The 23813-nt window shown below is 71.9% G+C and carries 24 protein-coding genes and 1 tRNA gene; 19 read left to right on the forward strand and 6 right to left on the reverse strand.

All coding sequences use genetic code 11. The annotated features are described in order from the left end of the window. Nucleotides 1–53: 53 nt before the first annotated feature. The gene (aceE, locus tag NDW01_RS20070) at nt 54–2840 is read right to left on the reverse strand and encodes a pyruvate dehydrogenase (acetyl-transferring), homodimeric type (protein ID WP_406567741.1); all 2787 of its coding nucleotides are present in this window, start codon (nt 2838–2840) and stop codon (nt 54–56) included. Between the two features lie 199 nt (nt 2841–3039). Between aceE and NDW01_RS20075 the strand changes: the two genes are divergently transcribed. From NDW01_RS20075 to NDW01_RS20110, 8 genes are all read left to right on the forward strand, one after another. Further along, nucleotides 3040–3225, forward strand: coding sequence for a DUF1918 domain-containing protein (locus NDW01_RS20075; RefSeq protein WP_252778531.1), 186 nt, complete (start codon nt 3040–3042; stop codon nt 3223–3225). A 10-nt stretch (nt 3226–3235) separates the two neighbouring features. Next, nucleotides 3236–3649 (forward strand): secondary thiamine-phosphate synthase enzyme YjbQ, encoded by a 414-nt coding sequence (locus NDW01_RS20080; RefSeq protein ID WP_252822747.1) that lies wholly within the window; start codon nt 3236–3238, stop codon nt 3647–3649. 155 nt (nt 3650–3804) lie between these two features. Next, the gene (locus NDW01_RS20085) at nt 3805–4227 is read left to right on the forward strand and encodes a DUF3052 domain-containing protein (protein ID WP_252778533.1); all 423 of its coding nucleotides are present in this window, start codon (nt 3805–3807) and stop codon (nt 4225–4227) included. A 148-nt stretch (nt 4228–4375) separates the two neighbouring features. Next, a complete protein-coding gene (locus tag NDW01_RS20090) occupies nt 4376–4837 on the forward strand; it encodes a peroxiredoxin (protein WP_252822748.1) in 462 nt (153 codons plus the stop codon). Nucleotides 4838–4890: 53 nt separating this feature from the next. Next, entirely contained in the window at nt 4891–5217 is a 327-nt protein-coding gene (locus tag NDW01_RS20095; RefSeq protein ID WP_252778535.1) for a hypothetical protein, read from the forward strand. A gap of 185 nt (nt 5218–5402) precedes the next feature. Then, on the forward strand, nt 5403–7496 hold the full coding sequence (locus NDW01_RS20100) for a PIG-L family deacetylase (protein ID WP_252822750.1): 2094 nt from the start codon (nt 5403–5405) through the stop codon (nt 7494–7496). A gap of 66 nt (nt 7497–7562) precedes the next feature. After that, nucleotides 7563–7635 (forward strand) — tRNA-Val (locus NDW01_RS20105). A gap of 93 nt (nt 7636–7728) precedes the next feature. Continuing rightward, nucleotides 7729–8487, forward strand: coding sequence for a glycosyltransferase family 2 protein (locus NDW01_RS20110; protein WP_252822903.1), 759 nt, complete (start codon nt 7729–7731; stop codon nt 8485–8487). 121 nt (nt 8488–8608) lie between these two features. On the opposite strand, the gene NDW01_RS20115 is transcribed toward NDW01_RS20110, so the two are convergent. Then, nucleotides 8609–9646 (reverse strand): hypothetical protein, encoded by a 1038-nt coding sequence (locus NDW01_RS20115; protein ID WP_252822751.1) that lies wholly within the window; start codon nt 9644–9646, stop codon nt 8609–8611. 138 nt (nt 9647–9784) lie between these two features. Here NDW01_RS20115 and NDW01_RS20120 point away from each other — a divergent pair, with 138 nt between their 5' ends. Together NDW01_RS20120 and NDW01_RS20125 are read left to right on the forward strand one after the other, a co-directional pair. Beyond that, entirely contained in the window at nt 9785–10402 is a 618-nt protein-coding gene (locus NDW01_RS20120; protein ID WP_252822753.1) for a TetR/AcrR family transcriptional regulator, read from the forward strand. Nucleotides 10403–10918: 516 nt separating this feature from the next. Continuing rightward, nucleotides 10919–11635: a hypothetical protein gene (locus tag NDW01_RS20125; RefSeq protein WP_252822755.1), complete on the forward strand. Its 717-nt coding sequence runs from the start codon at nt 10919–10921 to the stop codon at nt 11633–11635. A gap of 34 nt (nt 11636–11669) precedes the next feature. Here the strand turns inward: NDW01_RS20125 and NDW01_RS20130 are convergent, their stop codons facing one another. After that, a complete protein-coding gene (locus NDW01_RS20130) occupies nt 11670–12371 on the reverse strand; it encodes a helix-turn-helix transcriptional regulator (protein WP_252822757.1) in 702 nt (233 codons plus the stop codon). Between the two features lie 174 nt (nt 12372–12545). Here NDW01_RS20130 and NDW01_RS20135 point away from each other — a divergent pair, with 174 nt between their 5' ends. Beyond that, entirely contained in the window at nt 12546–12938 is a 393-nt protein-coding gene (locus NDW01_RS20135; RefSeq protein WP_252822761.1) for a hypothetical protein, read from the forward strand. 19 nt (nt 12939–12957) lie between these two features. Here the strand turns inward: NDW01_RS20135 and NDW01_RS20140 are convergent, their stop codons facing one another. The 3 genes from NDW01_RS20140 to NDW01_RS20150 form a co-directional block, all read right to left on the reverse strand. Next, nucleotides 12958–13959: a cation diffusion facilitator family transporter gene (locus tag NDW01_RS20140; protein WP_252822763.1), complete on the reverse strand. Its 1002-nt coding sequence runs from the start codon at nt 13957–13959 to the stop codon at nt 12958–12960. A gap of 48 nt (nt 13960–14007) precedes the next feature. Further along, a complete protein-coding gene (locus NDW01_RS20145; protein ID WP_252822765.1) occupies nt 14008–14631 on the reverse strand; it encodes an ACT domain-containing protein in 624 nt (207 codons plus the stop codon). A 139-nt stretch (nt 14632–14770) separates the two neighbouring features. Further along, on the reverse strand, nt 14771–15793 hold the full coding sequence (locus tag NDW01_RS20150; RefSeq protein WP_252822767.1) for a PHP domain-containing protein: 1023 nt from the start codon (nt 15791–15793) through the stop codon (nt 14771–14773). Nucleotides 15794–15900: 107 nt separating this feature from the next. On the opposite strand from NDW01_RS20150, the gene NDW01_RS20155 reads away from it, so the two are divergent. From NDW01_RS20155 to NDW01_RS20190, 8 genes are all read left to right on the forward strand, one after another. After that, nucleotides 15901–17154: a sensor histidine kinase gene (locus NDW01_RS20155; protein WP_252822769.1), complete on the forward strand. Its 1254-nt coding sequence runs from the start codon at nt 15901–15903 to the stop codon at nt 17152–17154. Nucleotides 17155–17192: 38 nt separating this feature from the next. Next, nucleotides 17193–17852 carry a response regulator gene (locus NDW01_RS20160; protein WP_252778548.1) on the forward strand — a complete coding sequence of 220 codons (660 nt, stop codon included), beginning with the start codon at nt 17193–17195 and terminating at the stop codon, nt 17850–17852. Between the two features lie 178 nt (nt 17853–18030). Beyond that, nucleotides 18031–18945, forward strand: a complete 915-nt coding sequence (locus tag NDW01_RS20165; protein ID WP_252822770.1) for an alpha/beta hydrolase — start codon at nt 18031–18033, stop codon at nt 18943–18945. Further along, a complete protein-coding gene (locus NDW01_RS20170) occupies nt 18935–20266 on the forward strand; it encodes an acyltransferase family protein (protein ID WP_252822772.1) in 1332 nt (443 codons plus the stop codon). The genes NDW01_RS20165 and NDW01_RS20170 overlap by 11 nt, the downstream gene beginning before the upstream one ends. A gap of 73 nt (nt 20267–20339) precedes the next feature. Further along, complete coding sequence (locus NDW01_RS20175; RefSeq protein WP_252778838.1) at nt 20340–21461, forward strand: PucR family transcriptional regulator; 1122 nt, start codon at nt 20340–20342, stop codon at nt 21459–21461. Nucleotides 21462–21563: 102 nt separating this feature from the next. Next, entirely contained in the window at nt 21564–22496 is a 933-nt protein-coding gene (locus tag NDW01_RS20180) for an ACP S-malonyltransferase (protein ID WP_252822773.1), read from the forward strand. After that, a complete protein-coding gene (locus NDW01_RS20185) occupies nt 22493–23458 on the forward strand; it encodes a beta-ketoacyl-ACP synthase III (protein ID WP_252822775.1) in 966 nt (321 codons plus the stop codon). The genes NDW01_RS20180 and NDW01_RS20185 overlap by 4 nt, the downstream gene beginning before the upstream one ends. Before the next feature lie 79 nt (nt 23459–23537). After that, entirely contained in the window at nt 23538–23795 is a 258-nt protein-coding gene (locus NDW01_RS20190; protein ID WP_252778552.1) for an acyl carrier protein, read from the forward strand. The last annotated feature ends 18 nt before the right edge of the window (nt 23796–23813 follow it).

Consider the following 23813-nt stretch of genomic DNA (forward strand, 5'->3'; position numbering starts at 1 on the left):
ACGACGGCCGGAGCGGCCCGTGAGAGCCGCTCCGGCCGTCGTCGTTTCCCTCGTCAGCCGACGCTCATGCCGCCCGTCTCGCTCTCCGGCGGGGTGCTGCCGGCGCCGACGACCACCTCGGCGCCCTCGCCGAGCTGGTAGCGGTCGATGGCCTTCTGCAGGATCTCCTGCTTGATCTCACCGCGCCGGGCCAGCCGGGTCAGCACGGCGAGGGTGATGGACGCCGCGTCCACGTGGAAGAAGCGGCGGGCCGCGGCCCGGGTGTCGGAGAACCCGAATCCGTCGGTGCCCAGCGAGGACCAGTCGCCCGGAACCCACGGCGCGATCTGGTCCGGGACGGCGCGCATGAAGTCGCTGACCGCGACGACCGGGCCGGGCTGCCCGTCGAGCGTGCGGGTGACGTACGGGACGCGCTGCTCGCCGTCGGGGTTCAGGAGGTTCCACTCGTCGCAGGCGACGGCCTCGCGGCGCAGCTCGGTCCACGACGTGGCCGACCACACGTCGGCGGCCACGCCCCAGTCCTCGGCGAGCATCCGCTGGGCCTCCAGGGCCCACCGGACCCCGACGCCGGAGGCGAGGATCTGCGCGCCCGGCGCCTCGCCCTCGACCTGTGGCGCCTCGGCGTAGCGGTACAGGCCCTTGAGCAGGCCGCCGACGTCGAGGTCGGCCGGCTCGGCGGGCTGCTGGTACGGCTCGTTGTAGACGGTGAGGTAGTAGAAGACGTCCTCGCCGTTCGGGTGCTCCTCACTGGAGCCGTACATCCGCCGCAGCGCGTCCTTGATGATGTGGGCGAGCTCGAACGCCCAGGCCGGGTCGTAGTAGACGCAGGCCGGGTTGGTCGCGGCGAGGAGCGGCGAGTGACCGTCGTTGTGCTGCAGGCCCTCGCCGGTGAGGGTGGTGCGGCCGGCGGTCGCGCCGAGCAGGAAGCCACGGCTCATCTGGTCGCCCATCGCCCAGATGCTGTCGCCGGTCCGCTGGAACCCGAACATCGAGTAGAAGATGTAGACGGGGATCATGTGCACGCCGTGCGTGGCGTACGCCGTGCCGGCCGCGATGGCGGAGCCGACGGCGCCCGCCTCGCTGATGCCCTCGTGCAGCATCTGGCCCTGCTCGGACTCCTTGTAGGACAGCAGCAGCTTGCGGTCGACCGCCTCGTACGTCTGCCCGTGCGGCGAGTAGATCTTGGCCGACGGGAAGAGCGAGTCCATGCCGAACGTGCGGTACTCGTCCGGGGCGATCGGCACGAAGCGGGCGCCGATGTTCTCGTCCTTGATGAGGTCCTTGAGCAGCCGGACGAACGCCATCGTCGTGGCGACGTTCTGCCTGCCGGAGCCCTTCTTCAGCTCGGCGTACACCGGGTCGCCGGGGAGCTTCAGCGCCTTGGCCCGGTTGAGCCGCTTGGGCAGGTAGCCGCCGAGGGCCATACGGCGCTCCCGCATGTACTGCACCTCGTCGGAGTCCTCGCCCGGGTGGTAGTACGGCGGCAGCTCCGCCTCCAGGGCCGAGTCGGGGATGTCGAGGTACAGCCGGTCGCGGAACTCCTTCAGCTCGGCCTTGGTGAGCTTCTTCATCTGGTGCGTGGCGTTGCGCGCCTCGAAGTCCGGCCCGAGCGTCCAGCCCTTGATCGTGTGGGTGAGGATCACCGTCGGCTGGCCGACGTGCTCACGGGCCGCCTTGAACGCGGCGTACAGCTTGCGGTAGTCGTGCCCGCCGCGCGACAGCTTGCGGATGTCGTCGTCGGACATGTGCTCGACCATCTTGCGCAGCCGCGGGTCGTCGCCGAAGAAGTGCTCGCGGATGTACTCGCCGGTCTCGACGGTGTAGGTCTGGAACTGGCCGTCGGGCGTGGTGTTCATCTTGTTGACGAGCGCGCCGTCGACGTCCTGGGCGAGCAGCGGGTCCCAGTCGCGGCCCCAGATGACCTTGATGACGTTCCATCCGGCGCCACGGAAGAACGACTCCAGCTCCTGGATGATCTTGCCGTTGCCGCGGACCGGCCCGTCCAGCTGCTGCAGGTTGCAGTTGATCACGAAGGTGAGGTTGTCGAGCTCCTCACGGGCGGCGAGGCCGATCGCGCCGAGCGACTCGGGCTCGCCCATCTCGCCGTCGCCGAGGAACGCCCACACGTGCGACCGGGAGGTGTCCTTGATCTTCCGGTTGTAGAGGTAGCGGTTGAACCGGGCCTGGTAGATCGAGTTGATGGCGGTGAGGCCCATGGACACCGTGGGGAACTCCCAGAAGTCCGGCATCAGCCGCGGGTGCGGGTAGGACGACAGCCCGCCGCCCGGGTGGGAGATCTCCTGACGGAACCCGTCGAGCTTGTCCTCGGGCAGCCGGCCCTCGAGGAACGCGCGGGCGTAGATGCCCGGCGCGGCGTGGCCCTGGATGAACACCTGGTCGCCGGACTCGCCGTGGTCCTTGCCACGGAAGAAGTGGTTGAACCCGACCTCGTACAGGGATGCGGCGGAGGCGTAGGTCGCGATGTGGCCGCCGACCGACAGCTCGGGGCGGTTCGCCCGCGACACCATGATCGCGGCGTTCCATCGGATGTAGGCGCGGATACGGCGTTCGACGTACTCGTCACCGGGGAACCAGGGCTCGCGCTCCGGCGGGATCGTGTTGATGTAGTCCGTGCTGCGCAGGCCGGGCACGCCGACCTGCTGCTCGCGGGCCCGCTCCAGCAGCCGCAGCATGAGGTAGCGGGCGCGCGAACGGCCCTCGGTCTTGATGACCGTGTCGAGCGACTCCAGCCACTCCCGGGTCTCATCGGGGTCGATGTCCGGAAGCTGACTGGGGAGGCCGTCGCTGATGATCGAAAAGCGCTGGCGTCCGGAAGCCACGGGTTCCCCTTCGCTTCGTGCCCACCCAGGTCAGGTGATGGATCGTTGTTGTCCCGACCATCGTCGTACGTCAGAACCGTTAACGCATCTCTACCGCCCGGTAACCGGCCGGTACGGCTTCCCATCGGCCTCGGAGCGTACGAGGCTGTGTGGAGAGCCACCGCTCAGGGGATACCCGCGGTCGGGAGGTGAAACGAGGATGGAAGCGGTCGTTGGCGACCGGTTGCACGTCCACGGGAACACCGTCGGGCAGGCCGACCGGACCGGCAAGATCATCGAGGTGCGCGGCTCCTCCGGGGGACCGCCCTATGTGGTCCGCTTCGACGACGGGCACACGGGCCTGGTATATCCGGGGCCGGATGCCGTGATCGAGCCGGAAGAGTAGACATGTACTCATGATGAGCAAAGTGATTAGCGTGGCCACTGGGAGCAAGGAGGCCGTGCACGACATCACCGGCGAATGCCTCAGATTCCTACGGGACATCGGGGCGTCCGACGGATTGCTCAACCTCTTCGTTCCGCACGCGACCGCCGGGGTCGCGCTCATAGAGCTCGGCTCCGGCAGTGATCAAGACCTCTTGTCCGCGTTGGGCGAATTGCTCCCGGCCGACGACCGGTGGGAACACGCACACGGATCCCGCGGTCACGGCCGTTCCCACGTCATGCCGGCGTTCATCGCGCCGTACGCCACGATCCCCGTGATCGATGGAAAACCGGCGCTGGGCACCTGGCAATCGGTGGCTGTGGTCGACCTCAACGTGGACAATGTCGTGCGCAAGGTGCGACTCAGCTTCATCAGCGGGAGTTGAGAGAAGTGGCCGGGTTCGCTCACTTGCGGGTCAGACACTTGCGCACGGGGTGGTCCGCCGTGTGAACTGTCCGGCAATGCCGCACCCGGAGGGGCGGGCGGTGAACAACATGGGCATGGTTGACAATCGCGGCCCACAACACAGGGAGGACGTTCGTGAGCGCGACCGCGGGTCAGGCGCAGAGCAGCCTGGCCGAACGGCTCGGCATCAAGCCGAACCAGGTGGTGCAGGAGATCGGCTACGACGCCGACACCGACGAGGAGCTGCGCAGCTCCATCGAGTCGGTCTCGGGTAACGAGCTGGTCGACGAGGATTACGACGAGGTCGTCGACGTCGTGCTGCTGTGGTGGCGCGAGGACGACGGCGATCTGTTCGACGCCTTGTCCGACGCACTCACCACACTGGCGGACGGCGGCCACATCTGGCTGCTCACGCCGAAGGCGGGGCGCGAAGGCCACGTCGAGCCGAGCGACATCCTGGAGGCCGCCCAGACGGCCGGGCTGTCGCAGACCAGCAGCATCAGCGCGGCCCGTGAGTGGTCGGGCACGCGCCTGGTGACGCCCAAGGCACGGCGTTGACCTTCTCCGCCGAGGAGCGGACCGTGCGAGGAGAGGGCTGAGCGGCGTGCGTGTGAGGCGTGCCGGCCCCGGGGGCTCCCTCGATCCGTCGGGACGACGGGTGACAGACTGACGTACGGCCATACTCGGCGAGGAAGGGTGCTATCACATGACGGTTGAGGTCGGCGATGCCGCGCCGGACTTCGAGCTGAAGGACCAGCACGGCGCTCCCGTGCGCCTGTCGGACTTCCAGGGGAAGAAGACCGTGGTCCTGGTCTTCTATCCGCTGGCGTTCAGCGGCGTGTGCACGGGCGAGCTGTGCGCGATCCGCGACGAGCTCCCCACGCTGGGCGGAGACGACGTGCAGGTCCTGGCGATCTCGGTCGACTCGATGTTCTCGCACCGGGCGTGGGCCGAGCAGGAGAATTACGAGTTCCCGCTGCTGTCGGACTTCTGGCCGCACGGCGCGGTGGCGAAGTCCTACGGGATCTTCGACGAGGAGCGGGGCGTCGCGACGCGCGGCACCTACATCATCGACAAGACCGGCGTCGTGCGGTGGAAGGTGGAGAACGCCATCCCCGACGCCCGTGACCTCGACGAGTACCGCAAGGCGCTCGCCGACATCTCCTAGTCTCCTGCGACCGGGCCCGCGCGGGCCCGGTCCTGGATCACCCCGGAGGCGCCATGCCCTGCTACCGCTGCGGGGCCCGGCAGACGGACCCGGACCACGGCCCCAGTCCCTGGCGACGCGGCGTCCGTTCGGACCGGCAGGTGCTGATCTGCCCCGACTGCCAGCACGGCCGGGACTGGGCCGCGGAGCTCGATCACTGCGCGGCCTGCGGGGCCACCGCGTTGGTCTGCCGTCTCGGCGAGGTCGAGTGCCGTACGTGCGGGCGCGTACGGGCCGTCGAGCGCGCGCCCGAGACACCGGCGTCCTCCGACAGCCCGGGGCTGTCCGAAGAGGTCGCCGCCGCGCTCAGCCGCCTGCTGGGCAACGACCCCGCCACCTGATCCCGGGGAAACCAGGTCCCGCCTCCTGATCCGGGGAGATCACATCCGGCCACCCGACCTCGGGTCAATTCCGGCAATGTGATCAAAACCCTAATGATCGCTTAATTAACGAAATGTCAACCCTCGGTGTGGCATGATCCTTCCGCTCCTGCGACGGGCGCTCGCAGGGCTGAAGGGGAACGAGCGTGGCGGGACGCCCTGCGCGTGCGATCGCGGGTCTGGCGGCCGCGGCGACCTGTGCCGGCATTCTGGGGATGACCGGCCCAGCGCGGGCCGCCGGGCAGCGGACGCCCCCGGTCCAGGCCGGATTCGTCCAGGTCGTCGCCCACCCCGATGACGATCTGCTGTTCATGTCGCCGGACCTGGCGAACGACATCCGGCGCGGGGAAGGCGTCACGACGGTCGTGCTGAGCGCGGGCGAGGGCCACGCCGGAATCGGCGACGCCCACGACCCCCTCACCTACGTCGCGCAACGCCGCCAGGGACTGCACTCCGCGTACGCCGCCATGGCCGGGGTCCCCGACGGCTGGCGGGTCGAGACGGTGCGTTCCGGTCGGGTGAACATCGAGGTGCACACGCTGACCGCGCGCCCGAACGTCCACCTGGCGTTCCTCAGCCTCCCCGACGGCCGCGACCCGCGCGTCCGCGTCGGCAGGCGGGCGATCGCGCAGCTGGAGGCGGACCGCGGCTCGGCCAAGTGCTCGCCGACCGTGACGCCGCCGCTGTCGCCGTACGCCCACTGCTACACCCATGCCGACGTCGTCCACGCCCTGGTGACCCTGTTCACGCTGTACCGTCCCACGGTCGTGCGGACGCAGGACCCCGCACCGGACCGGCGTTACACCGCCGACCACACCGACCACAAGGCGACGGCGAAGTTCGCGACCGAGGCGGTCGCCGCGTACGGCCGACCGGTGGCCCAGGTCGACTACCGCGACTACAACCTCGGCGACACGCCGGTGAACCTCGGCAGGGCCGTGTCGGCCGCCAAGCAGCGCTACTTCGCCGACTACCGGGCGAACGACTACCGGATCAACCCCGAGGCCAGGAACTTCGCCTCCTGGCAGCTTCGGATGCGCTACCGCTGGCCCCGGGGAGCCTCCTGGACGACCCGCGCGGCGGGCGGGCGGCTCCAGGCCTTCGCCGTCCTGTCCGGCCGCCTCTACACGTGGTGGCAGACGCCCACCGGCTGGTCCGGGCCGGCGTCCCTCGGCGGCAGCGGCCTCGCCCCCTCCCTCACCACCGCCGGCGGCCAGGTCTTCGCCCGCCGCGGCGGCGAACTCGTCGCCGCACGCCCCCGCTACGCCGGCGGCAGATGGACGGCGACCTGGACCGATCTCGGCGCCGCGACGGGAACGCCGATCGCCGTGCCCGGCCGTACGGGTCGGCCCGCCGTGTTCGTCCGCGACGCCAAGGGCGGCGTCAGCGTGAGATGCCAGGCCACGGACGGATCGTGGACCTCGTGGCAGGAGCTGCGCGGCCCCGCCGCCGGGACCGCCCGCAGGCGTGCCCCGAAGCGCTCCTCCCCCAGGCCACGGCCGACCGGTTCGCCGTCGGCGTCCACCACCCCTACCCCGACGCCGAGCGCCTCGCCGTCGCGACGGCCTCCCGTCCTGCCCTCCCTGCCGCTGCCCGGCACGAAGACCACCCCGACCCCGAGCGCCACGCCGACGACCCCGCGGACGACGCCGCGCGGCTCGGCCTCCCCCCGGCGGACCGCCACCACCCCGTCTCCCGGGAAGAAGGCCACCACGGCGCCCGCCCGCAAGCGCCCCCACGTGATCCCGCCGACCCGGGACGTTCAGGACGGCATGGACGCCGTGGGCGGCGGCGCCGGGATCGAGCTGTTCGCGCCGACCCGCACCCAGGTGCTGCAGTGGCGGCAGAGCACGGGCTGCTCATTCGTGTACGCGGGCGCGGTCCCCGGCGTACGGCCGAACGGCCCCATCACCGCCACCCGCGACGCCGGCGGCAACCCGACCCTCGTGTACGAGGAGGCCGGTTCGACGGCGATCCGCCAGGCCAAGGAGACCGGCCGGACCTGGAGCGGCCCCGCGACGCCGCTGCGGGCGGTGTTCCACGAGACCGGCGAGGCCCCGGTGCCGACCGGCAGCCGCGTCCCGCCGCCCGCCCTGCCCCTCCCGGCGGTCGGCGTCCCCATGGTCGCCACCGACGGAACGGGGCAGGTGTACGCCGTGGCGCTGGCCGAGGACGGCCGCCTGTACGTCTCGTCCCGCGGCCCCGCCGGCATCTACGGCCCCTGGCGTCCCGTGGCCTGATTCCATTTCGCGAGCAGGGGGATGATCCCGGTAGGCTGTGGCGCGCCAGGGTCGTTTCCCGGCAGCGGGCGCATAGCTCAGTGGTTAGAGCACTGGTCTTACAAACCAGGAGTCGCTGGTTCGAATCCAGCTGTGCCCACCTCTCGGCGATCATGCGAAAACGGCGTCTGACCTGCGATGACAGGGTCAGGCGCCGTTCGCATGACGTCCGACCGTTGGAGCCGTGGAAGCGATGACGCGCATCATCACCGTGATCACTCCGGTGCATCCGCCGAATGCGCCATTCCTGCGTGAGGCGTACGAATCGCTACGAATCCAGGCGCTTCCGGCCGGCTGGGATTGGCAATGGGTCGTCCAGGAGGACGGCGAGAGCGGTCTGGTCGAGTCGGCGCTTCCCGAGGACCCGCGCATCAGCTTCGGCACCACCCGGGCCAGTGGGCCGGCGGTGACCCGTACGACCGCGTTGGCCCGCGCCACCGGAGAGCTCATCCGCAACCTCGACTCCGACGACCGCCTGCTTCCCGGCGCGCTCTTCCGGGACATCGAGCTGCTGGCGGGCCGACCGGAGATCGGCTGGACCGCGTCCCGGGCCCTCGACCTTCTCCCCGACGGATCGACGAAGAGCTGGGAGGCGAACGATCTTCCGGAGGGTGTCGTCGAGCGCGGGACGGTCCTGCGCACCTGGGAAGAGCAGGGGTGGATCCTCCCGTTGGTGCCGGGAACCCTCTGTATGCGGCGTGGCCTCCTGCTGGCGCTCGGCGGGTGGATGGCGCTCGACACCTCCGAGGACACAGGGCTGGTGATCGCGGCGAACGCGGTGGTCGACGGCTACTTCATCGGGGAGCCGAGCATGCTCTACCGCCGGCACCCGCACCAGACCACCGCCCAGGACTTCCACACCGACCCGCGGAGAAGGCAGCGGAAACGCCGGCTCATCATCGAGCGAGCCCAGGCGCTCGCCTCGCTCGGCAACGTCCTTCGCCGCCCGTAGCCGACGCGAAGAAGCGGTGACCTCTCCCGGTCCGTGTCCGATACGCCGCGACGCCTTCGAGCCGTCCCGCCGGCGCATCGCACACCTCTCCCGGTCCGTGACCTCCGGCGCGCGCCGCCGCTCAGCGCGAGATCTCTCTCCCGGCCGTCCTGCTCCCGTAGTGGGCGGCGAGCGTGGAGAACGCCGCCTTCGGCTCCCAGGGCACGCCCGGGAAGGTCCGGTCGCCGCCGTCCTCGACGACCTTCACGATGCCGTACGACGCCAGGTCCAGGTCCTTCCGGGGGTCGCCGCTCCGGTGCGGCAGGTGGTACTGCGCGAAGGTGTGGACGAAGGTGCCGTCCACGCCCTCGGCCTCGAAGATCTCCAGCAGCTCGCGCAGGTGAGCCGCCTGCGCGGCCTCGTCGCGTACGTGGTCGCCGTTCAGACGGCGCGGCATGGCGCCCTCCCACTCGATGACGTCCCAGGCGGCCGAGGACCGGTCGGCCGCGCCGTGATAGGCGGGACAGCCGAACTCGGTGATCACCACGGGCTTGCCCGCCTCGACGAGCGCGCGAACGCTCCCGGCGAACCCGGCCGCGATCTCCTTGGTCCGGTAGAAGTCGATCGAGACGAGGTCGAAGGGCGTCCAGTCCACGCCCTCGAAGTGGACGGACGCGTACGTGACCCTCCCTCCGAAGCGGCGGCGGACCACGTCCACCGCCTTGACGAGGAAGTCGTTCATGCGGCCGGGGAGCGCCGCCAGGGCCGCCCGGTCGGGCCGGGTGAGCAGGGCGTCGATGCGGTCGGTGCAGACGTCGCCCGGCAGGAAGCCCTTCGTGAACAGGCTGAGCTCCGCGCCGGTCACGAGCACGATCTCGGTGCCGTTCCGGCGCAGCCGCTCGGCCCGCTCGGCGCAGTCGGCCAGGACGTCCAGCAACCGGTCGGTCGTCAGGTCACAGGTGAACGGCGAGAACCACACCTCCAGTCCCGCCTCCGCGGCGAGGGTGGCGGCGATCTCCAGCCGCTCCGGGTCACCCCCGGTGACGCGCACGGCGTCGCAGTGCAGGTCCTCCCGGATGACGCGCATCTCCCGGCGGACCACCTCCAGGTCGAACACCTCACGCGTGCTCACTCCGAGGTTGACGAACCCCGTGTCGTAGCCGATGCCGTACCGACGCATTGCCCAGCGCCCTTCTCTCCTCGCGACCTGCGGCCGCACTTTGACTTAGGGTACGAACCGTACCTTATCGCGCTCAATGTAACAGAGGATGGCGGCGCGCGGTAAGGTACGAGCGGTATCGATCCTGCCGAGGAGAGCATGAGCGGCGAGCGGACGGAGCCGGGTACCACCGGGCCATCGAGGCGGCGTGGGGCCGTCCTGGAGGAGGCGATCCTGCGCGCCGCGGCCGACGAGCTCCTCGAGTCGGGCTATCCGGGGCTGACGATGGACCGGGTCGCCAAACGGGCGGGCACCAACAAGAACGCCATCTACCGCCGGTGGCCGAACCGCGCGGCGCTCGGAGTCGCCGCCTACCGCCGGCTGGTCAAGGCGCAGACACAGCCGCCCGACACCGGCACGCTGCGCGGCGACGCGCTGGCGCTGCTGCGCCAGATCAACTGCGACCGGTCATCGCCCACGGGCGAGATCCTCCGGAGCCTGCTGTCCAGCATCGGCGACGAACCCGAACTGCTCGCGGAGCTCCAGAGCCAGGTCGGTGACGGCGGATCCGCCGCCTGGCTGACCATTCTCGGCCGCGCGGTCGCCCGCGGCGAGGCGCCGCCCGAGGCGCTGCACCCGAGGGTCGCCACGGTGGCGCTGACCCTCCTGCGGAACGAGTACGTCACCCAGGGGATCGACAGAATCCCCGACGCGGTCATCACCGAGATCGTCGACGAGGTCTACCTGCCCCTGATCCACGGCCGAGCGACCGGCTGACCCTGGGCCGCGTCCGGCCTCACGCGGTGGCTTCGCCACCGCTGTGGTCAGCTTGCCGTCGCCGTTGACGGATCGACGACCGATTCGCCGGTTTCAGCACGTCAATGGCGACGCCAAGGCGCTTGGACGGGAACGTTCCAGGGGCCGTCTGATGACCTTCCGTAGATCTCCCGTGTTCGCTGGAGCCCGCCGAGGGCGGGTCTACGTCGTGCTGCCGGCACGACGGACATGCCGAGATCGCGGCGTGGTGTCTGGAGACTCAGGCATGGCAGGCGTGGACGGACGGCCACTACCGGGAGGCCGTGACGCTGGCTCAAGGCGCCCAGACCGTCGCACCCGGCGGAAGCTCCGCTCCATCCAAGCGTCCGCGCAGGAGGGACGCGCCTGGCCCCGGCCGGGAGCGGGAGGTGTGTCATCCGGCGCGATGGAGTCCACGGAACACCTGACTCGAAGTCAAAACTGTCCTGAAGTGGACACGGTGTGATCTTTTCGCGGTCGCGGAGCGTCGTAGTGGTCGTGAAGAAGCTATTCGCCGCCACGGCGGTGTCCGTGGCGGTCGCCGCCGTGCCCGCCGTCGCGTACGCACGGGACGGTGGGAAGCTGCCGACCTGCACGGCCACGTTCGTGGACCACCCCGAGAACGCTCCGTCCGCGTGGGCGCTCGACGACTTCACGCGGACGACGACGTTCGCACCCGGGGACACCGACGGGACGTGGAAGGTCCACATCCACGATGAGGGACATTTCACGACGGTCCCCGGGACCACGTCCGACAGCGGTGACCCGATCAAGCTGAAGGTGACGGGGTCGCTCGACGGCGACGGTGACTACACGGTGACGAGCACGGCCGGGCCGAAGTGCGCCGACGCGGAGGATTACAAGGGCACGGACGGTCCCACGACCGCGCAGTGGCCGCTGCACTACTTCGCGGCGGACACGACCGCCAAGACGAGCGACATCGACCCGTGGCGGTGGGTGTACCAGACGTACTGCGAGAAGATGATCGAGGACAGCCGGTACGCCAAGGTGGACGGCCACCTCACCGGCAAGGACTGTCCGACCCCCACGCCGACGCCCACGCCGACGGACACCACTCCGGAGCCGGATCCGTCCTCGGCGGAGCCGGAGCCTTCGGCGAGTGAGACGACGCCGAGCGATGAGACCACGGCGTCGCCGGCGACCGAGGCCCCTGCGGCGTCGCCGGTGAAGAAACAGCCGCACTTCACCGGCTGAGCCCGCGTGGCCGGCGGGTGATCCGTGGCTCCGGTCAGTCGACGCGGAGGGCGGCGGCGAGGAGATCGGTGACGTGCGGGGTCGCGCGGGAGTAGTCGCGAGGCGATGCGATCTCCTCCAGCAGTGACGCGTCGCGGATGCGGTCGATCCGGAAGATCCGGGGTGCGTCGCGGAGCCGGCACCAGCCGATGAGGTGCCAGTCGCGGACGCCGGCGACGAACGCGACCGGTTCGACCTCGCGTTCGGTCCTCGTGCCGTCGCGACCCGCGTAGGCGAACCGTACGACCTTGCGGGTGGCGACCGCCTCCTCGACGACCGCCGCGGCGGGAACGTCCGGGGCGCCGTCGGCGAGAATGAGCGCGCGGATCCGCTCGGCGAGCCGCCGGTCCTCCGGGCTCTCCGCCATGGACATGGCGGAGAGGATCTTGAGCAGGGCGGCGCGGCCGGAGTGGGCGAAGGGCGACGCGCCGTCGCGGCCGACGGCGGTGGCCAGGGCCACGGCCTCGGCCGGGGAGAGGACGACCGGCGGCAGGGTTCCGACGGTGTCGAGGAACCAGCCGGTTCCGGCGGTGTCGGCCTTGATGGGGACGCCGGCCTCCCGCAGGTCCTCGACGTCCCGCTCGACGACCCGCTCATCGACCTTGAGGCGCCGGGCGAGCGACCTGGTGCTGTAGGACCCGGGGGCGCCCGCACGAAGCTCCTCCACCAGGGCGAGCAAGCGGTCGGTACGGGTCACGAAACCGACCGTAGATCATCGATCGCCCGATTCAAGGTGACGCGCCGGTTGGGTCACGGTATCGGCAAAGTCGCCCAGGCCGGCACCACGGGATCGCAATGACGGCCCCGGTGCGGGCCCGGCCGGACGCACCGGAATGATCTGAACCGTTCCCCGAGAGAGAGGCGAAGGACGTTGCTCGCGGTATCGATGGACACGGTGCGGGTGTTCCTGCACGTTCTGGCGGCGACCGTCTGGGTCGGCGGCCAGCTGACCCTGGGCGCGCTCGTTCCCGCCCTGCGCGGCTATGAGGGGGTGACCAAGGTCGCGGCGCGCCGGTTCAACGCGGTGGCGTGGCCCGCGTTCGCGGTGCTCGTCCTCACCGGCGTGTGGAACATCGTCGCTCTGGACCACCCGAGCGACGCCTACCGGATGACGCTGAACGTCAAGATGGTCTTCGTGGTGCTGTCCGGGGTGGCGGCGTTCCTGCACATGCGGTCCACGTCGAAGCGGGGGCTGGCGATCTGGGGCGCCCTCGGTGCGCTGGGCGCGCTGGTCGCGCTGTTCTTCGGCGTCCAGCTCGGCTGAACCCTCCCGAGGCCGGGGGTTATCGTTCGCCCGCCGCCCAGTGGTACGGCGGGCGGCCGTACCGTTCGATGACGCGCCGGCGCAGGCCGGGGTCGTCTCGCGGCACCGGCTCCAGGAAGACCTCGTAGATCTCGGAGTGGCTCACGCGGAGCTCCTCGCCGAGGCGTACGCACGCGCGTTCGACGTCGGCGGCGCCCAGGTCGTCGCGGAAGTCCAGCCGGGCGCAGACGAGCACCTCGCCGGTGCCGACGGTCATGGTCATCAGGTCGACCAGCGCCTCGATCTCCGGCGCGGCCGTGAGGAGGCGTTTCACGCCCTCCAGGATTCGCGGCCGGGCCTGCCGCCCGATGAGCAGGTCGAGGTTGGTCCGCCCGAGGAAGAAGGCCGCCACCGTCAGCACGACGCCGATGAGCAGCGAGGCGACGCCGTCCCACACCCCGGAGCCGGTCACCTGGTGCAGGCCGAGACCGGCGGCGGCGAGGACGAGGCCGATCAGCGCGGCCGAGTCCTCGAACAGCACCGACTTGGTGGTCGGATCGTCGGTGCTGCGCAGGAACGCCAGGAGCGACTGCCCGTCGGCGCGTGCCTCCCGGCGGGTCTGCCGGAACGCCTGCCGCCACGAGATCGACTCCAGCACCGCCGACACGGCCAGCACCAGATAGCCGACGAACGCGTTCTTGTGCTCGGTCTCCCCGCCCAGGATCGCATGCGCGCCCTGGACGAAGGCGAACAGCGCGCCCATGCCGAAGATGCACACGGCCACCAGCAGCGACCAGATGTAGCGCTCGGTGCCGTGCCCGAACGGGTGCCGCCGGTCGGCGGGGCGCTTGCTGCGGCGCAGGGCGGTGAGCAGCAGGATCTCGTTGGTGGTGTCGGCGAATGAGTGCCCCGCCTCCGAGGCCATCGACGCCGATCCGGTGAGCACCGCGGCGACCGTCTTGGCGAGCGCGATGCCGAGGTTGGCGGCGAGCGCGAGGACGACGGTGAGGCGGCTTTCCTGCTGTTGCTGTTCCCCGACCACCCGTTCAGGGTTTCATGGCGCGACTCGCGTTCCGGAACCGGCCGTCCGTCACACCGAGGTCCCGACGCCGAGGACCGCCTCGGCGGCGGTGGCCAGCTGGATGAGCCGTTCGAGCTCGGTCCGGTGGAACGGCGGGGCGGCCACGCGCGCGAGCAGCAGCGTCTGCCGGGACCGGCCGACCGGGACGGACGCGTAGCGGATCCCGTCCTCGCCGGTGAACGCGCGGGCGCCGGACGCGGGGATGACGGGGAGCGTGAGCGGGTCGGGGGCCTGCCAGCTCGCGTGGACGACGATCCCGTCGCGGCCCAGCATCGCGGCCCAGTCGCCTCCGAAGATCTTGGGGACGGCCTCGACGAGCGCGACGACCCCGTTCGGCGGGTTGGCGGCGATCTGGCCGACCACTTCGACGTCGGAGAAGACGCCGGGCGCCTCATGGGTCCGCCAGACGCCGTCGACCTCGACCCCTCGGACCGAGACCAGGGCGTCGCAGAGGACGTCGAGGGACACGCCCTGGGACCACGAGACGGTGATGTCGTCGACCGCCCGGCCTCCGGAACGCTCCAAAACGACGACCTGCACGATGTCGGCACCCGCGGCGCCCAGTGTCCGAGCGACCGTGCCGAGCGAACCAGGACGGTCCGGCAGCCTGAGTCGTATCCGCAAAAGCGGCATACCGCTCACCTCCTGGACGAACAGGCTGCCATAGTCACGTTTCAGACGTGTTGCGGGACGATGTCGGCCCTCATCTCCGGGCGGGCGGGACGCCCGGGTTCGCCGGCCGGCGGGACGCCCGGGTTCGCCGGCGCGGACGTCACCCGCCGGTCCAGGCGAGCAGGTCGTCCGCGGTCATCGTGTTCACGATCCGCGCCGGGTCGACACCGCAGCGGGCGGCCCGCTCGCACCCGTACGGCTGCCAGTCGAGCTGACCCGGGGCGTGCGCGTCGGAGTCGATCGAGAACCGGCAGCCCGCCTCGACGGCCAGCCGCAGCAGGCGCTTCGGCGGGTCGAGGCGCTCCGGCCTGCTGTTGATCTCCACCGCGGTGTCGTTCGCGGCGCACGCGGCGAACACGCGCTCGGCGTCGAACTCCGACTCCGGCCGCTTGTTCCCGCGCCGTCCGCCGCCCTGGACGATCCGCCCGGTGCAGTGCCCGAGCACGTTGACCCGGGGATTCGCGACGGCGGCGAGCATCCGGCGGGTCATGTCGGGGCCCGGCATCCGCAGCTTGGAATGGACGCTGGCCACGACGACGTCCAGCTCGGCCAGCAGCGCCGGGTCCTGGTCGAGCGACCCGTCGTCGAGGATGTCGACCTCGATGCCGGTGAGGACGCGGAACGGCGCGAGCCGTTCGTTCAGCGCGGCCACGATCTTCAGCTGCTCGCGCAGGCGGTCCGGGGACAGGCCGTTCGCGACCTTCAGACGCGGTGAGTGGTCGGTGAGCGCGATGTAGTCGTGGCCGATCCCGATCGCCGCCTCGGCCATCTCCTCGATCGGCGAGCCGCCGTCGGACCAGTCCGAATGGGTGTGCAGGTCGCCGCGGAGCGCCGCGCGCAGGGCGGCGGCCGCCTCGTCGATCGGGGTCCCCTCGGTGGCCTCGAGCCGGCGCAGGTACGTGGGCGTCTCCCCGCGCAGCGCCTCCTCGACGACCAGCGCCGTCACCTTGCCGACGCCGGGCAGCGCGTCGAGGGTGCCGGCCTGCGCCCGGGCGGCCAGCTCGTCGGCGGAGGTCCGCTCCACCGTCTCCGCGGCCCGCCGGAACGCCCGCACCCGGTACGTCGCCTCATGCGACCGTTCCAGCAGGAACGCGATGCGCTTCAACGCCTCGATCGGCTCCATGCCCGACTCCTACCCGCTCCACGGCGACCACCCCCTACCTGGGTAGCATCCGCGAATCGCTCCGAAGGGGTACGAGCCGGGCCCGGACCCGGCCGTACGCTCTGCCCATGGCCGGTGGACGACGCAGAGCGCTCTACGAGTTCCTGCGCCCGGTGCCGGCCGTCCTCATCGGAGGCCGTACCGACCCGCCGGGACCCGGACCTCGCCGGCTGAGGATCGGCTCGGTGCGGGTCCCGCTCGCGCTGGAACCGCCGCTGGCGCTGATCCTGGCTCTCAGCGGATACGCCCAGTTGCAGTCGCCCCACCCCCACTCCGGCGGCCCGACCTCCCCGCTCATCCTGGCGCTGGTGGCCTTCGGCGGCGTGGTCCCGCTCCTGCTGCGCCGCAGCCGCCCGCTGGCCGCCTGGCGGCTGTCCTTCCTGATGATGCTGGTCGCGGCCGTCGTCATCCGTCCGCGCGTGACGCACGGCGCGCCGTACCTGCCGACGCTCGGCGTCGTCTACCTGCTGTGCCTGTACGCGCTGGCGGTGCGCTGCGAGCGCAGGGTGACCGTCCGCGCCATGATCGTCTCGACCCTCGCCTGCACGGTCCTCGATCCGCCGACCAAGGCGTTCGCGCTGCTGTGCGCCGTGCCGCTCCTGCTCGGGTACGCCGTCCGGCTCCGCCGCACCACCAAGCGGGAACTGGCCGAGCAGGAGGCCCGGCACGAGGCGGAGACGGCCGTGCTGCAGGAGCGGCAGCGGATCGCGCGGGAGCTGCACGACGTCGTCGCCCACCACATGTCGGTGATCGCCATTCAGGCGGAGGCCGCGCCGTACAAGGTCGCCGACCCGCCGCCGGAGCTGGCCGAGAGCTTCGCCGACATCCGGTCCAGCGCGCTGGAGGGGCTCACCGAGCTGCGCCGGATCCTCGGCGTGCTGCGCACCGATCCGGCCGCGCAGACCGCGCCGCAGCCGGGTCTGGAACGCCTGGAGGAGGTCATCGCCTCGGCGCGCGCCGGCGGGCTCAGCGTCGAGACGTCCGTGACCGGGGAGCCGCCGATCCTGCCCGGCGGCGTCGGGCTGTCGGCCTACCGGATCCTGCAGGAGTCGCTGAGCAACGCGATGCGGCACGCGCCGGGCGCGTCGGTGCGCGTGGAGATCGCCTACGAGCCGGACCTGCTGCGGCTGCTGGTGCGCAACGGGCCGGGGAGCCGGCCGGACGGTGACGTACGGGCGGGCGGCGGTCACGGCCTGGTCGGCATGCGCGAACGGGCCGCGATGCTCGGCGGCGAGCTCAGCGCGGGTCCCACCCCCGACGGTGGCTTCCTCGTCACCGTGGCCCTCCCGCTGAGTCCGGTGTCCGTGCCATCGACCGACTGAGCATGCCCCCTGAGCGGAACCCCCGGAGAAAGGGACCCATGAGCATCCGCGTACTCATCGCCGACGACCAGGGAATGGTGCGGTCCGGCTTCTCGATCCTGCTGAACGCCCAGCCGGACATCGAGGTGGTCGGCGAGGCCGTCAACGGGGAGGAGGCCGTGCGCAAGACCGCCGACCTGCGGCCCGACGTGGTGCTGATGGACGTCCGGATGCCGGTCCTCGACGGCCTCGCGGCCACCCGCCGGATCACCGGGTGGCCGGACCATCCCGGCGTCCTGGTGCTGACGACGTTCGACCTGGACGACTACGTGTACGAGGCCCTGCGTGCCGGGGCCAGCGGCTTCCTCCTCAAGGACGCCTCGGCTCAGGAACTGTCGGACGCGGTCCGCGTGGTCGCGGCGGGCGAGGCGCTGCTGGCGCCGACCGTGACCCGGCGGCTGATCGCGGAGTTCGCGCGGCTGGGCGCGCCGAAGGCGCCGGACCGCAAGCGGCTGGAGGGCCTGACGGACCGGGAGACCGAGGTGCTCGGCCTGGTCGCGCGCGGTCTGTCCAACGCCGAGATCGCCGAACGCCTCGTCGTCGCCGAGCAGACGGTCAAGACGCACGTCGGCCGCATCCTCATGAAACTGGGACTGCGCGACCGCACCCAGGCCGTGGTCTACGCGTACGAGACCGGACTGGTGCGCCCCGGCGAGTGACCGGCCCGGCCCGGCAGGCCGCCTCCACCCGGCGCGCGACCGGCCCGGCCGACCGGAAAGACAGGTCATCCACCCCCTACCGGGGATGTACGCGGCAAGTGCGGTCTCCGGGGGGACGCGGGCGACAACGGACGATCCGTAGCTTCCTGATCATTCGCTGATCAGGAAGGACGGGCCCGTGAACAAGCGCCGGGCAGCACTCGTCACCCTCGTCGCCGGCGGCGTCATGCTCACGACCGGGGCCGCCGGCGGCCACGCCTCCGTGCCGCCACCGCCCGTACAGCCGCTGCCCGCGCCGACCGAGGGCGCGCTCGCCGCGCGGTACGCCGCGGAGCGGCAGGCGATCGAGACCGCCGCCCGGCGCGATCCACGGCTGGCGCCGCTGGCCTCGCCGGGCCGGACGTTCGTCGCGTTCGACCCACGCGGCCGTGCCGTCGAGGTCGTCGGCGACCTGGCCACGGCGCGGCGCGTGGCGATCCTGGTCCCCGGCTCGGACACCACGCTGCACAGCTTCGACTCCCGGGGCACCGCCTCCCCCGGCGGCGGGGCGCGGGCGGTGCTGGCCGAGGCCCGGCAGATCGACCCGCACGCCCGGCTGGCCGTCATCGCCTGGCTCGGCTACAGCGCCCCGCGCACCATCAGCCTGGACGTCGCGACCACCACCCGCGCCGACCAGGGCGCCCGCGCCCTGCGGCCGCTCGTCGACACCCTGAACGCCCATGGCACCGCGGTGAGCCTGCTGTGCCACAGCTACGGCTCGGTGGTCTGCGGGCGGGCCGCCCATGACGTCGAGGCGGCCGACATCGCGGTCTTCGGCAGCCCGGGGATGGCCGTCTCCTCCGCGGCGGACCTGCGCACCCGGGCGCGGGTGTGGGCGGGACGCGGGTCCGGCGACTGGATGGCGTACGTGCCGAAGGTCCGGGTGCTCGGGCTGGGCTTCGGCGCGGACCCCGTCGGCCGGGGCTTCGGCGCGCGCGTGTTCGCGGCCGGGAACGGCGGCCACAGCGACTACCTCCGGCCGGGCGGGATCGCCCTGCGCAACCTGGCCCTGATCGCCCTCGGCCGCGGCGCGGAGGTGTCCCGTGCCCGCTGAACCCGTCCTCGGCGCTCCCGCCGTGCCCGCGGCCGGACCCGGCCTCCGTCCTCCTGCCGTACCCGATGCCGGACCCGGCCTCCGTGCTCCCGCCGTACCCGATGCCGGACCAGTCCGCGGCGCCGCCCCACCCGGTGCCGGGCCCGCCCGGGCGCCCCGGCGGGGCGAGCGGCCGCGGCGCGGGTCGTTCCGCGCCCTGGCCGGGCGCCTCGACGCGGCCACTCCCGAGCACCGCGACCGGGCCGTGGACGCGCTGCGGGCCTACGCCATCCTCGGGGTCGTCCTCGGACACTGGCTGGTCACCGCGCTCGTCGCCGCGGCGGCTCCGGGCGGCGGACGGACGTGGAGCGCGCGCAGCCCGCTGGCGTTCCTGCCGTCGCTGGCCCCGGTGTCCTGGGCGCTGCAGACGCTCGCGCTGTTCTTCTTCGTCGGCGGGTACTCCGCGGCCAGGAGCCTGCGCCGCCCGCAGAGCACCGGCGCGTGGGTCCGCTCCCGCGTCGTGCGGCTGTGCCGGCCCCCGGCCGTGCTGGTGGCGGCCTGGGCGCCGCTCGCCCTCCTGCTCGCGGCGACCGGGACGGACCCGATGCCGCTGGTCCGTCTCATGTACAGCCCGCTGTGGTTCCTGTGCGTCTTCATCGGCCTGACCGCGCTCACCCCGCTGCTCGTCCGCCGCGGGCCGTACACGGCGGTGGTGGCGGCGGCCGTGGTGTGCGGGGTCGACCTGGTCAGGTTCGGCCTGGGCGGTCCCGCCTGGCTCGGCTGGCTGAACGTTCCCGCCGCGTGGGCGGTGCCGTACCTGCTCGGCATCTCCTGGGCGAACGGCCGGCTCGGCTCGCGGCGTACGGCCCTGGCCCTCCTCGCCGGCGGGGCGGCGGCCGGGGTGGCGCTCGTGGCGTTCGCCGGCTATCCGGCGAGCATGGTCGGCGTGCCGGGCGCGCGGGTGTCCAACCTCAGCCCGCCGACGGCGGTGGCGGTGGCGTTCGGGCTCGCGCAGGTCGGCGCCGCGCTCCTGCTGCGGGACCGGCTGGCGCGCTGGATGCGGCGCCCCATGGCCTGGGCGCCCGTGGCGCTCGTGAACCTGTCGGCGATGACGGTCTTCTGCTGGCACCAGACCTCGTTCATGCTGGTGACCTTGGCGACCAGGCCCTTCGGTAGGCTGCCCGGACTGCACGACGTCCCCGACCACTGGAGCTGGATCGCGGCCCGGATGGCGTGGCTGCCGGCCTTCGCGTCGGTGCTGGCCGTGTGCCTGGCGGTGTTCCGCAGGTTCGAGGGGACGCATGTGACATGTGGTCGGAGGCGCTGCCGACGACGCGCCTGAGGAGTGGGAGGCTGTTCGCGTGCAGAAAGACCTCGACACCCGCGAACAGACCACTGAGCGGCTCGAACAGGCCATGGGGGCGCTGGGCACCGCCGCGACGGCCAGCATGGAGGAGCGCCTCCCGTGGTTCCGCGCGATGTCGGCGGAGTACCGCTCCTGGGTCGGCCTGGTCGCCCAGGCGGGCATCGCCGGGTTCGTCGAGTGGTTCAAGCACGAGGAGAAGATCCGGCCCGCCATCGCCGGTGAGGTGTTCGGCACCGCGCCGCGCGAGCTGATGCGGGCCGTCCGCCTCCAGCAGACCGTCGAGATCGTCCGGGTCGTCATCGACGTCGTCGAGGCGCAGGTGAACGAGCTCGCGGCTCCCGGCGGCGAGACGCAGTTGCGCGAGGCCATCCTGCGCTACACCCGCGAGGTCGCCTTCGGCGCGGCCCAGGTGTACGCGCGGGCGGCGGAGACCCGTGGCGCGTGGGACGCCCGGCTGGAGGCGCTCATCGTCGACGCGCTGCTGCGCGGCGAGGTCGACGAGTCGCTGCACTCGTGGGCCGCCGCGCTCGGCTGGGCGTCGACGTCGGTGGCCGTCATGGCGGGCAACACCCCCGAGGACGAGCCCGAGGCCATCATCGACGACATCCGCATCGCCTCCCGCCGGGCGCGCGTCGACGTGCTCGCGGGGGTGCAGGGCAGCCGCCTCATCGTCATCGTCGGCGGTGTCGAGGACGACCCGCTCGCGGCGGCCAAGCCGTTCACCTCCAAGTTCGGCCCGGGCGCGGTGGTGATCGGGCCGCGCGTCGACGACCTGTACGCCGCCACGATGTCCGCGCGGGCGGCGCTGGCCGGGCTGCGGGCCGTGGCGGGCTGGCCGGACGCACCGCGGCCGGTGTTCGCCGGGGACCTGCTCGCCGAGCGCGCCCTCGACGGCGACCCGGACGCGCGGGCGTTCCTCGTGGAGGAGGTCTACGAACCGCTGCGCGCGGCCGGGGCCCCGCTCCTCGACACGCTGACGACCTACCTGGAGCAGGGCTCATCGCTGGAGGCGACCGCGCGGCTGTTGTTCGTGCACCCCAACACGGTCCGGTACCGCCTGCGCCGGGTCACCGAGCTGACCGGATACGTCCCCGCCGACGGCCGGGCGGCGTTCACTCTCCGCATCGCCCTGGTTCTCGGGCGTTTCGCCGACCGGCCCGCTTCACTGTGACCGACAGCGCGGCGCCTTGTAGAACCCTCACAAGGCTCGCCGCCGGAGATTCGTACCTCACCGCATGAACATGGCGGAGTCCTACAGTGCATGGTTGAGTGCGTGCTCGTCATCGCCGCGCCCGGGCAGGGCGCCCAGACCCCGGGATTCCTCAACGCCTGGCTCGAACTGCCGGGCGTCGCCGACCGTCTCGCATGGTGGTCCGCCGTCACCGGCCTCGACCTGATCCGCTACGGCACCACCGCCGACGCGGACGAGATCCGCGACACCGCCGTCGCGCAGCCTCTCCTGGTCGCCTCCGCGCTCGTGGCGTACGAGGCGCTGGGCATCAAGCCGGACGTGACGGCCGGGCACAGCGTGGGCGAGCTCGCCGCCGCCGCGATCGCCGGTGTCATCTCCCCCGAGTCCGCCATGGTGCTCGTACGGGAGCGGGGCCGGGCGATGGCCGAGGCGGCCGCCGTCACCGAGACCGGCATGACCGCCGTGCTCGGCGGCGACGCCCAGGAGGTCCTCGCGGCCATCGAGAAGCACGGCCTCACCCCGGCGAACGCCAACGGCGCCGGTCAGGTGGTGGCGGCCGGCACGAAAGAGCAGCTGGCCGCGTTCGCGGAGGAGCCGCCCGCCGGCGCGCGGCTGCGTCCGCTGTCGGTGGCCGGAGCCTTCCACACCCATCACATGGCCCCCGCGGTCGACACGCTGCGGCGGATCACCCCGGGCATGCCGGTGGCCGACCCCGTCACCCGGCTGCTCTCCAACCGCGACGGCGCCGTCGTGGACCACGGCCCCGACTTCGTCGCCCGTCTCGTCGAGCAGGTCAGCGCACCGGTGCGCTGGGACTCATGCATGGCGACGATGGCGGACCTCGGCGTCACGGCGATCATCGAACTGCCCCCCGCGGGCACTCTCGTCGGCCTCGCCCGGCGCGCGCTGCCCGGTGTGCAGCCGGTCGCGCTGAAGACGCCCGGCGACCTCGACAAGGCGCGCGCCCTCATCGAGGAGACGCGCGCCGGCGACGACACTTTGGAGAACGCGTGACGTCATTCCAGCTTCGTACCGGCGCCCCCGGGGCGCGCATCCTCGCGTTCGGCCACTACCAGCCGTCGAACGTCGTCACCAACGACGACCTCGCCAAGACGGTGGACACCAACGACGAGTGGATCCAGAGCCGCGTCGGCATCAAGCAGCGCCGCATCGCGGGCCCGGAGGAGTCGGTCGTCGACATGGCCGTCCAGGCCGGCGGCAAGGCCCTGGCCGGCAGCGGCCTGTCCCCGGACGACATCGACCTGGTCATCGTCGCGACCTGCACCCAGGAGGCGCAGATCCCCAACGCGTCGGCGAGCGTGGCCGACCGGCTCGGCATCACCGCGCCCGGGGCGTACGACGTCAACGCGGCCTGCGCGGGCTTCTGCTACGCGCTGTCCAACGCCTCCGACGCGGTCCGCGCCGGCTCCGCGCGCAACGTGCTGGTGGTCGGCGCGGAGAAGCTGTCGCAGTGGGTGGACTGGACGGACCGCTCGACCTGCATCATCTTCGCCGACGGCGCGGGCGCCGCGGTGGTGACCGGCTCCGAGGACGCGGCCGTCGGCCCCGTCGTCTGGGGCAGCGCCGGTGACCTGGCGAGCCGGATCTACATCAAGGACCGGAACAGCTTCCTGTACCAGGAAGGGCAGGCCGTCTTCCGGTGGGCGACGACGGCGCTGCACCCGATCGCGCGGGAGGCGTGCGAGCGCGCGGGCGTCGACCCGTCCGAGCTGGCCGCGTTCATCCCGCACCAGGCGAACCTGCGCATCGTCGAGGCGATCGCGCGTAAGCTCAAGGCCGAGAACGCCATCGTCGCCGACGACATCGTGAACGCCGGCAACACCTCGGCCGCCTCGATCCCCCTGGCGCTGTCCCGCATGATCGAACGCGGTGACGTGCCGTCCGGCGCGCCGGCCCTGCTCATCGGCTTCGGCGCCGGCATGACCTACGCCGCGCAGGTGGTCCGGATCCCGTAGGGCCGGGCCGTACGCGCGTCGTTCCCCTGAACTCCCTTCGAAGCACACATCGCAACAACAGGAAATGGAGAACTACCCCATGGCTGCTCTTTCCGAGAAGGAGATCCTCGACGGCCTCGGCGAGATCATCGAGGAGATCGCGGGCGTCGACCCGTCCGAGGTGACCCCGGACAAGTCCTTCGTCGACGACCTGGACATCGACTCGCTGTCGATGGTCGAGATCGCCGTCGCCGCGCAGGACAAGTTCGGCGTCGAGATCCCCGACGACGAGCTGAAGAACCTCAAGACGGTCAAGGACGTCGTCGTCTACGTGCAGAACAAGGGCGTCTCTGCCTGAAGTCGAGCAGCAAGGGAG

The organism is Actinoallomurus soli (assembly GCF_024055715.1).
Classification (GTDB): domain Bacteria; phylum Actinomycetota; class Actinomycetes; order Streptosporangiales; family Streptosporangiaceae; genus Actinoallomurus; species Actinoallomurus soli.

Excerpts from the sequence above, each read along its gene's own strand:
- NDW01_RS20115 (WP_252822751.1), bottom strand. The coding sequence starts at position 9,646 with ATGCGTCGGTACGGCATCGGCTACGACACGGGGTTCGTCAACCTCGGA.
- NDW01_RS20150 (WP_252822767.1), bottom strand. The coding sequence starts at position 15,793 with ATGGAGCCGATCGAGGCGTTGAAGCGCATCGCGTTCCTGCTGGAACGG.
- NDW01_RS20160 (WP_252778548.1), top strand. The coding sequence starts at position 17,193 with ATGAGCATCCGCGTACTCATCGCCGACGACCAGGGAATGGTGCGGTCC.
- NDW01_RS20080 (WP_252822747.1), top strand. The coding sequence starts at position 3,236 with ATGATGAGCAAAGTGATTAGCGTGGCCACTGGGAGCAAGGAGGCCGTG.
- NDW01_RS20090 (WP_252822748.1), top strand. The coding sequence starts at position 4,376 with ATGACGGTTGAGGTCGGCGATGCCGCGCCGGACTTCGAGCTGAAGGAC.
- NDW01_RS20120 (WP_252822753.1), top strand. The coding sequence starts at position 9,785 with ATGAGCGGCGAGCGGACGGAGCCGGGTACCACCGGGCCATCGAGGCGG.
- NDW01_RS20145 (WP_252822765.1), bottom strand. The coding sequence starts at position 14,631 with ATGCCGCTTTTGCGGATACGACTCAGGCTGCCGGACCGTCCTGGTTCG.
- NDW01_RS20110 (WP_252822903.1), top strand. The coding sequence starts at position 7,729 with ATGACGCGCATCATCACCGTGATCACTCCGGTGCATCCGCCGAATGCG.
- NDW01_RS20190 (WP_252778552.1), top strand. The coding sequence starts at position 23,538 with ATGGCTGCTCTTTCCGAGAAGGAGATCCTCGACGGCCTCGGCGAGATC.
- NDW01_RS20075 (WP_252778531.1), top strand. The coding sequence starts at position 3,040 with ATGGAAGCGGTCGTTGGCGACCGGTTGCACGTCCACGGGAACACCGTC.
- NDW01_RS20095 (WP_252778535.1), top strand. The coding sequence starts at position 4,891 with ATGCCCTGCTACCGCTGCGGGGCCCGGCAGACGGACCCGGACCACGGC.
- NDW01_RS20155 (WP_252822769.1), top strand. The coding sequence starts at position 15,901 with ATGGCCGGTGGACGACGCAGAGCGCTCTACGAGTTCCTGCGCCCGGTG.
- NDW01_RS20175 (WP_252778838.1), top strand. The coding sequence starts at position 20,340 with ATGGGGGCGCTGGGCACCGCCGCGACGGCCAGCATGGAGGAGCGCCTC.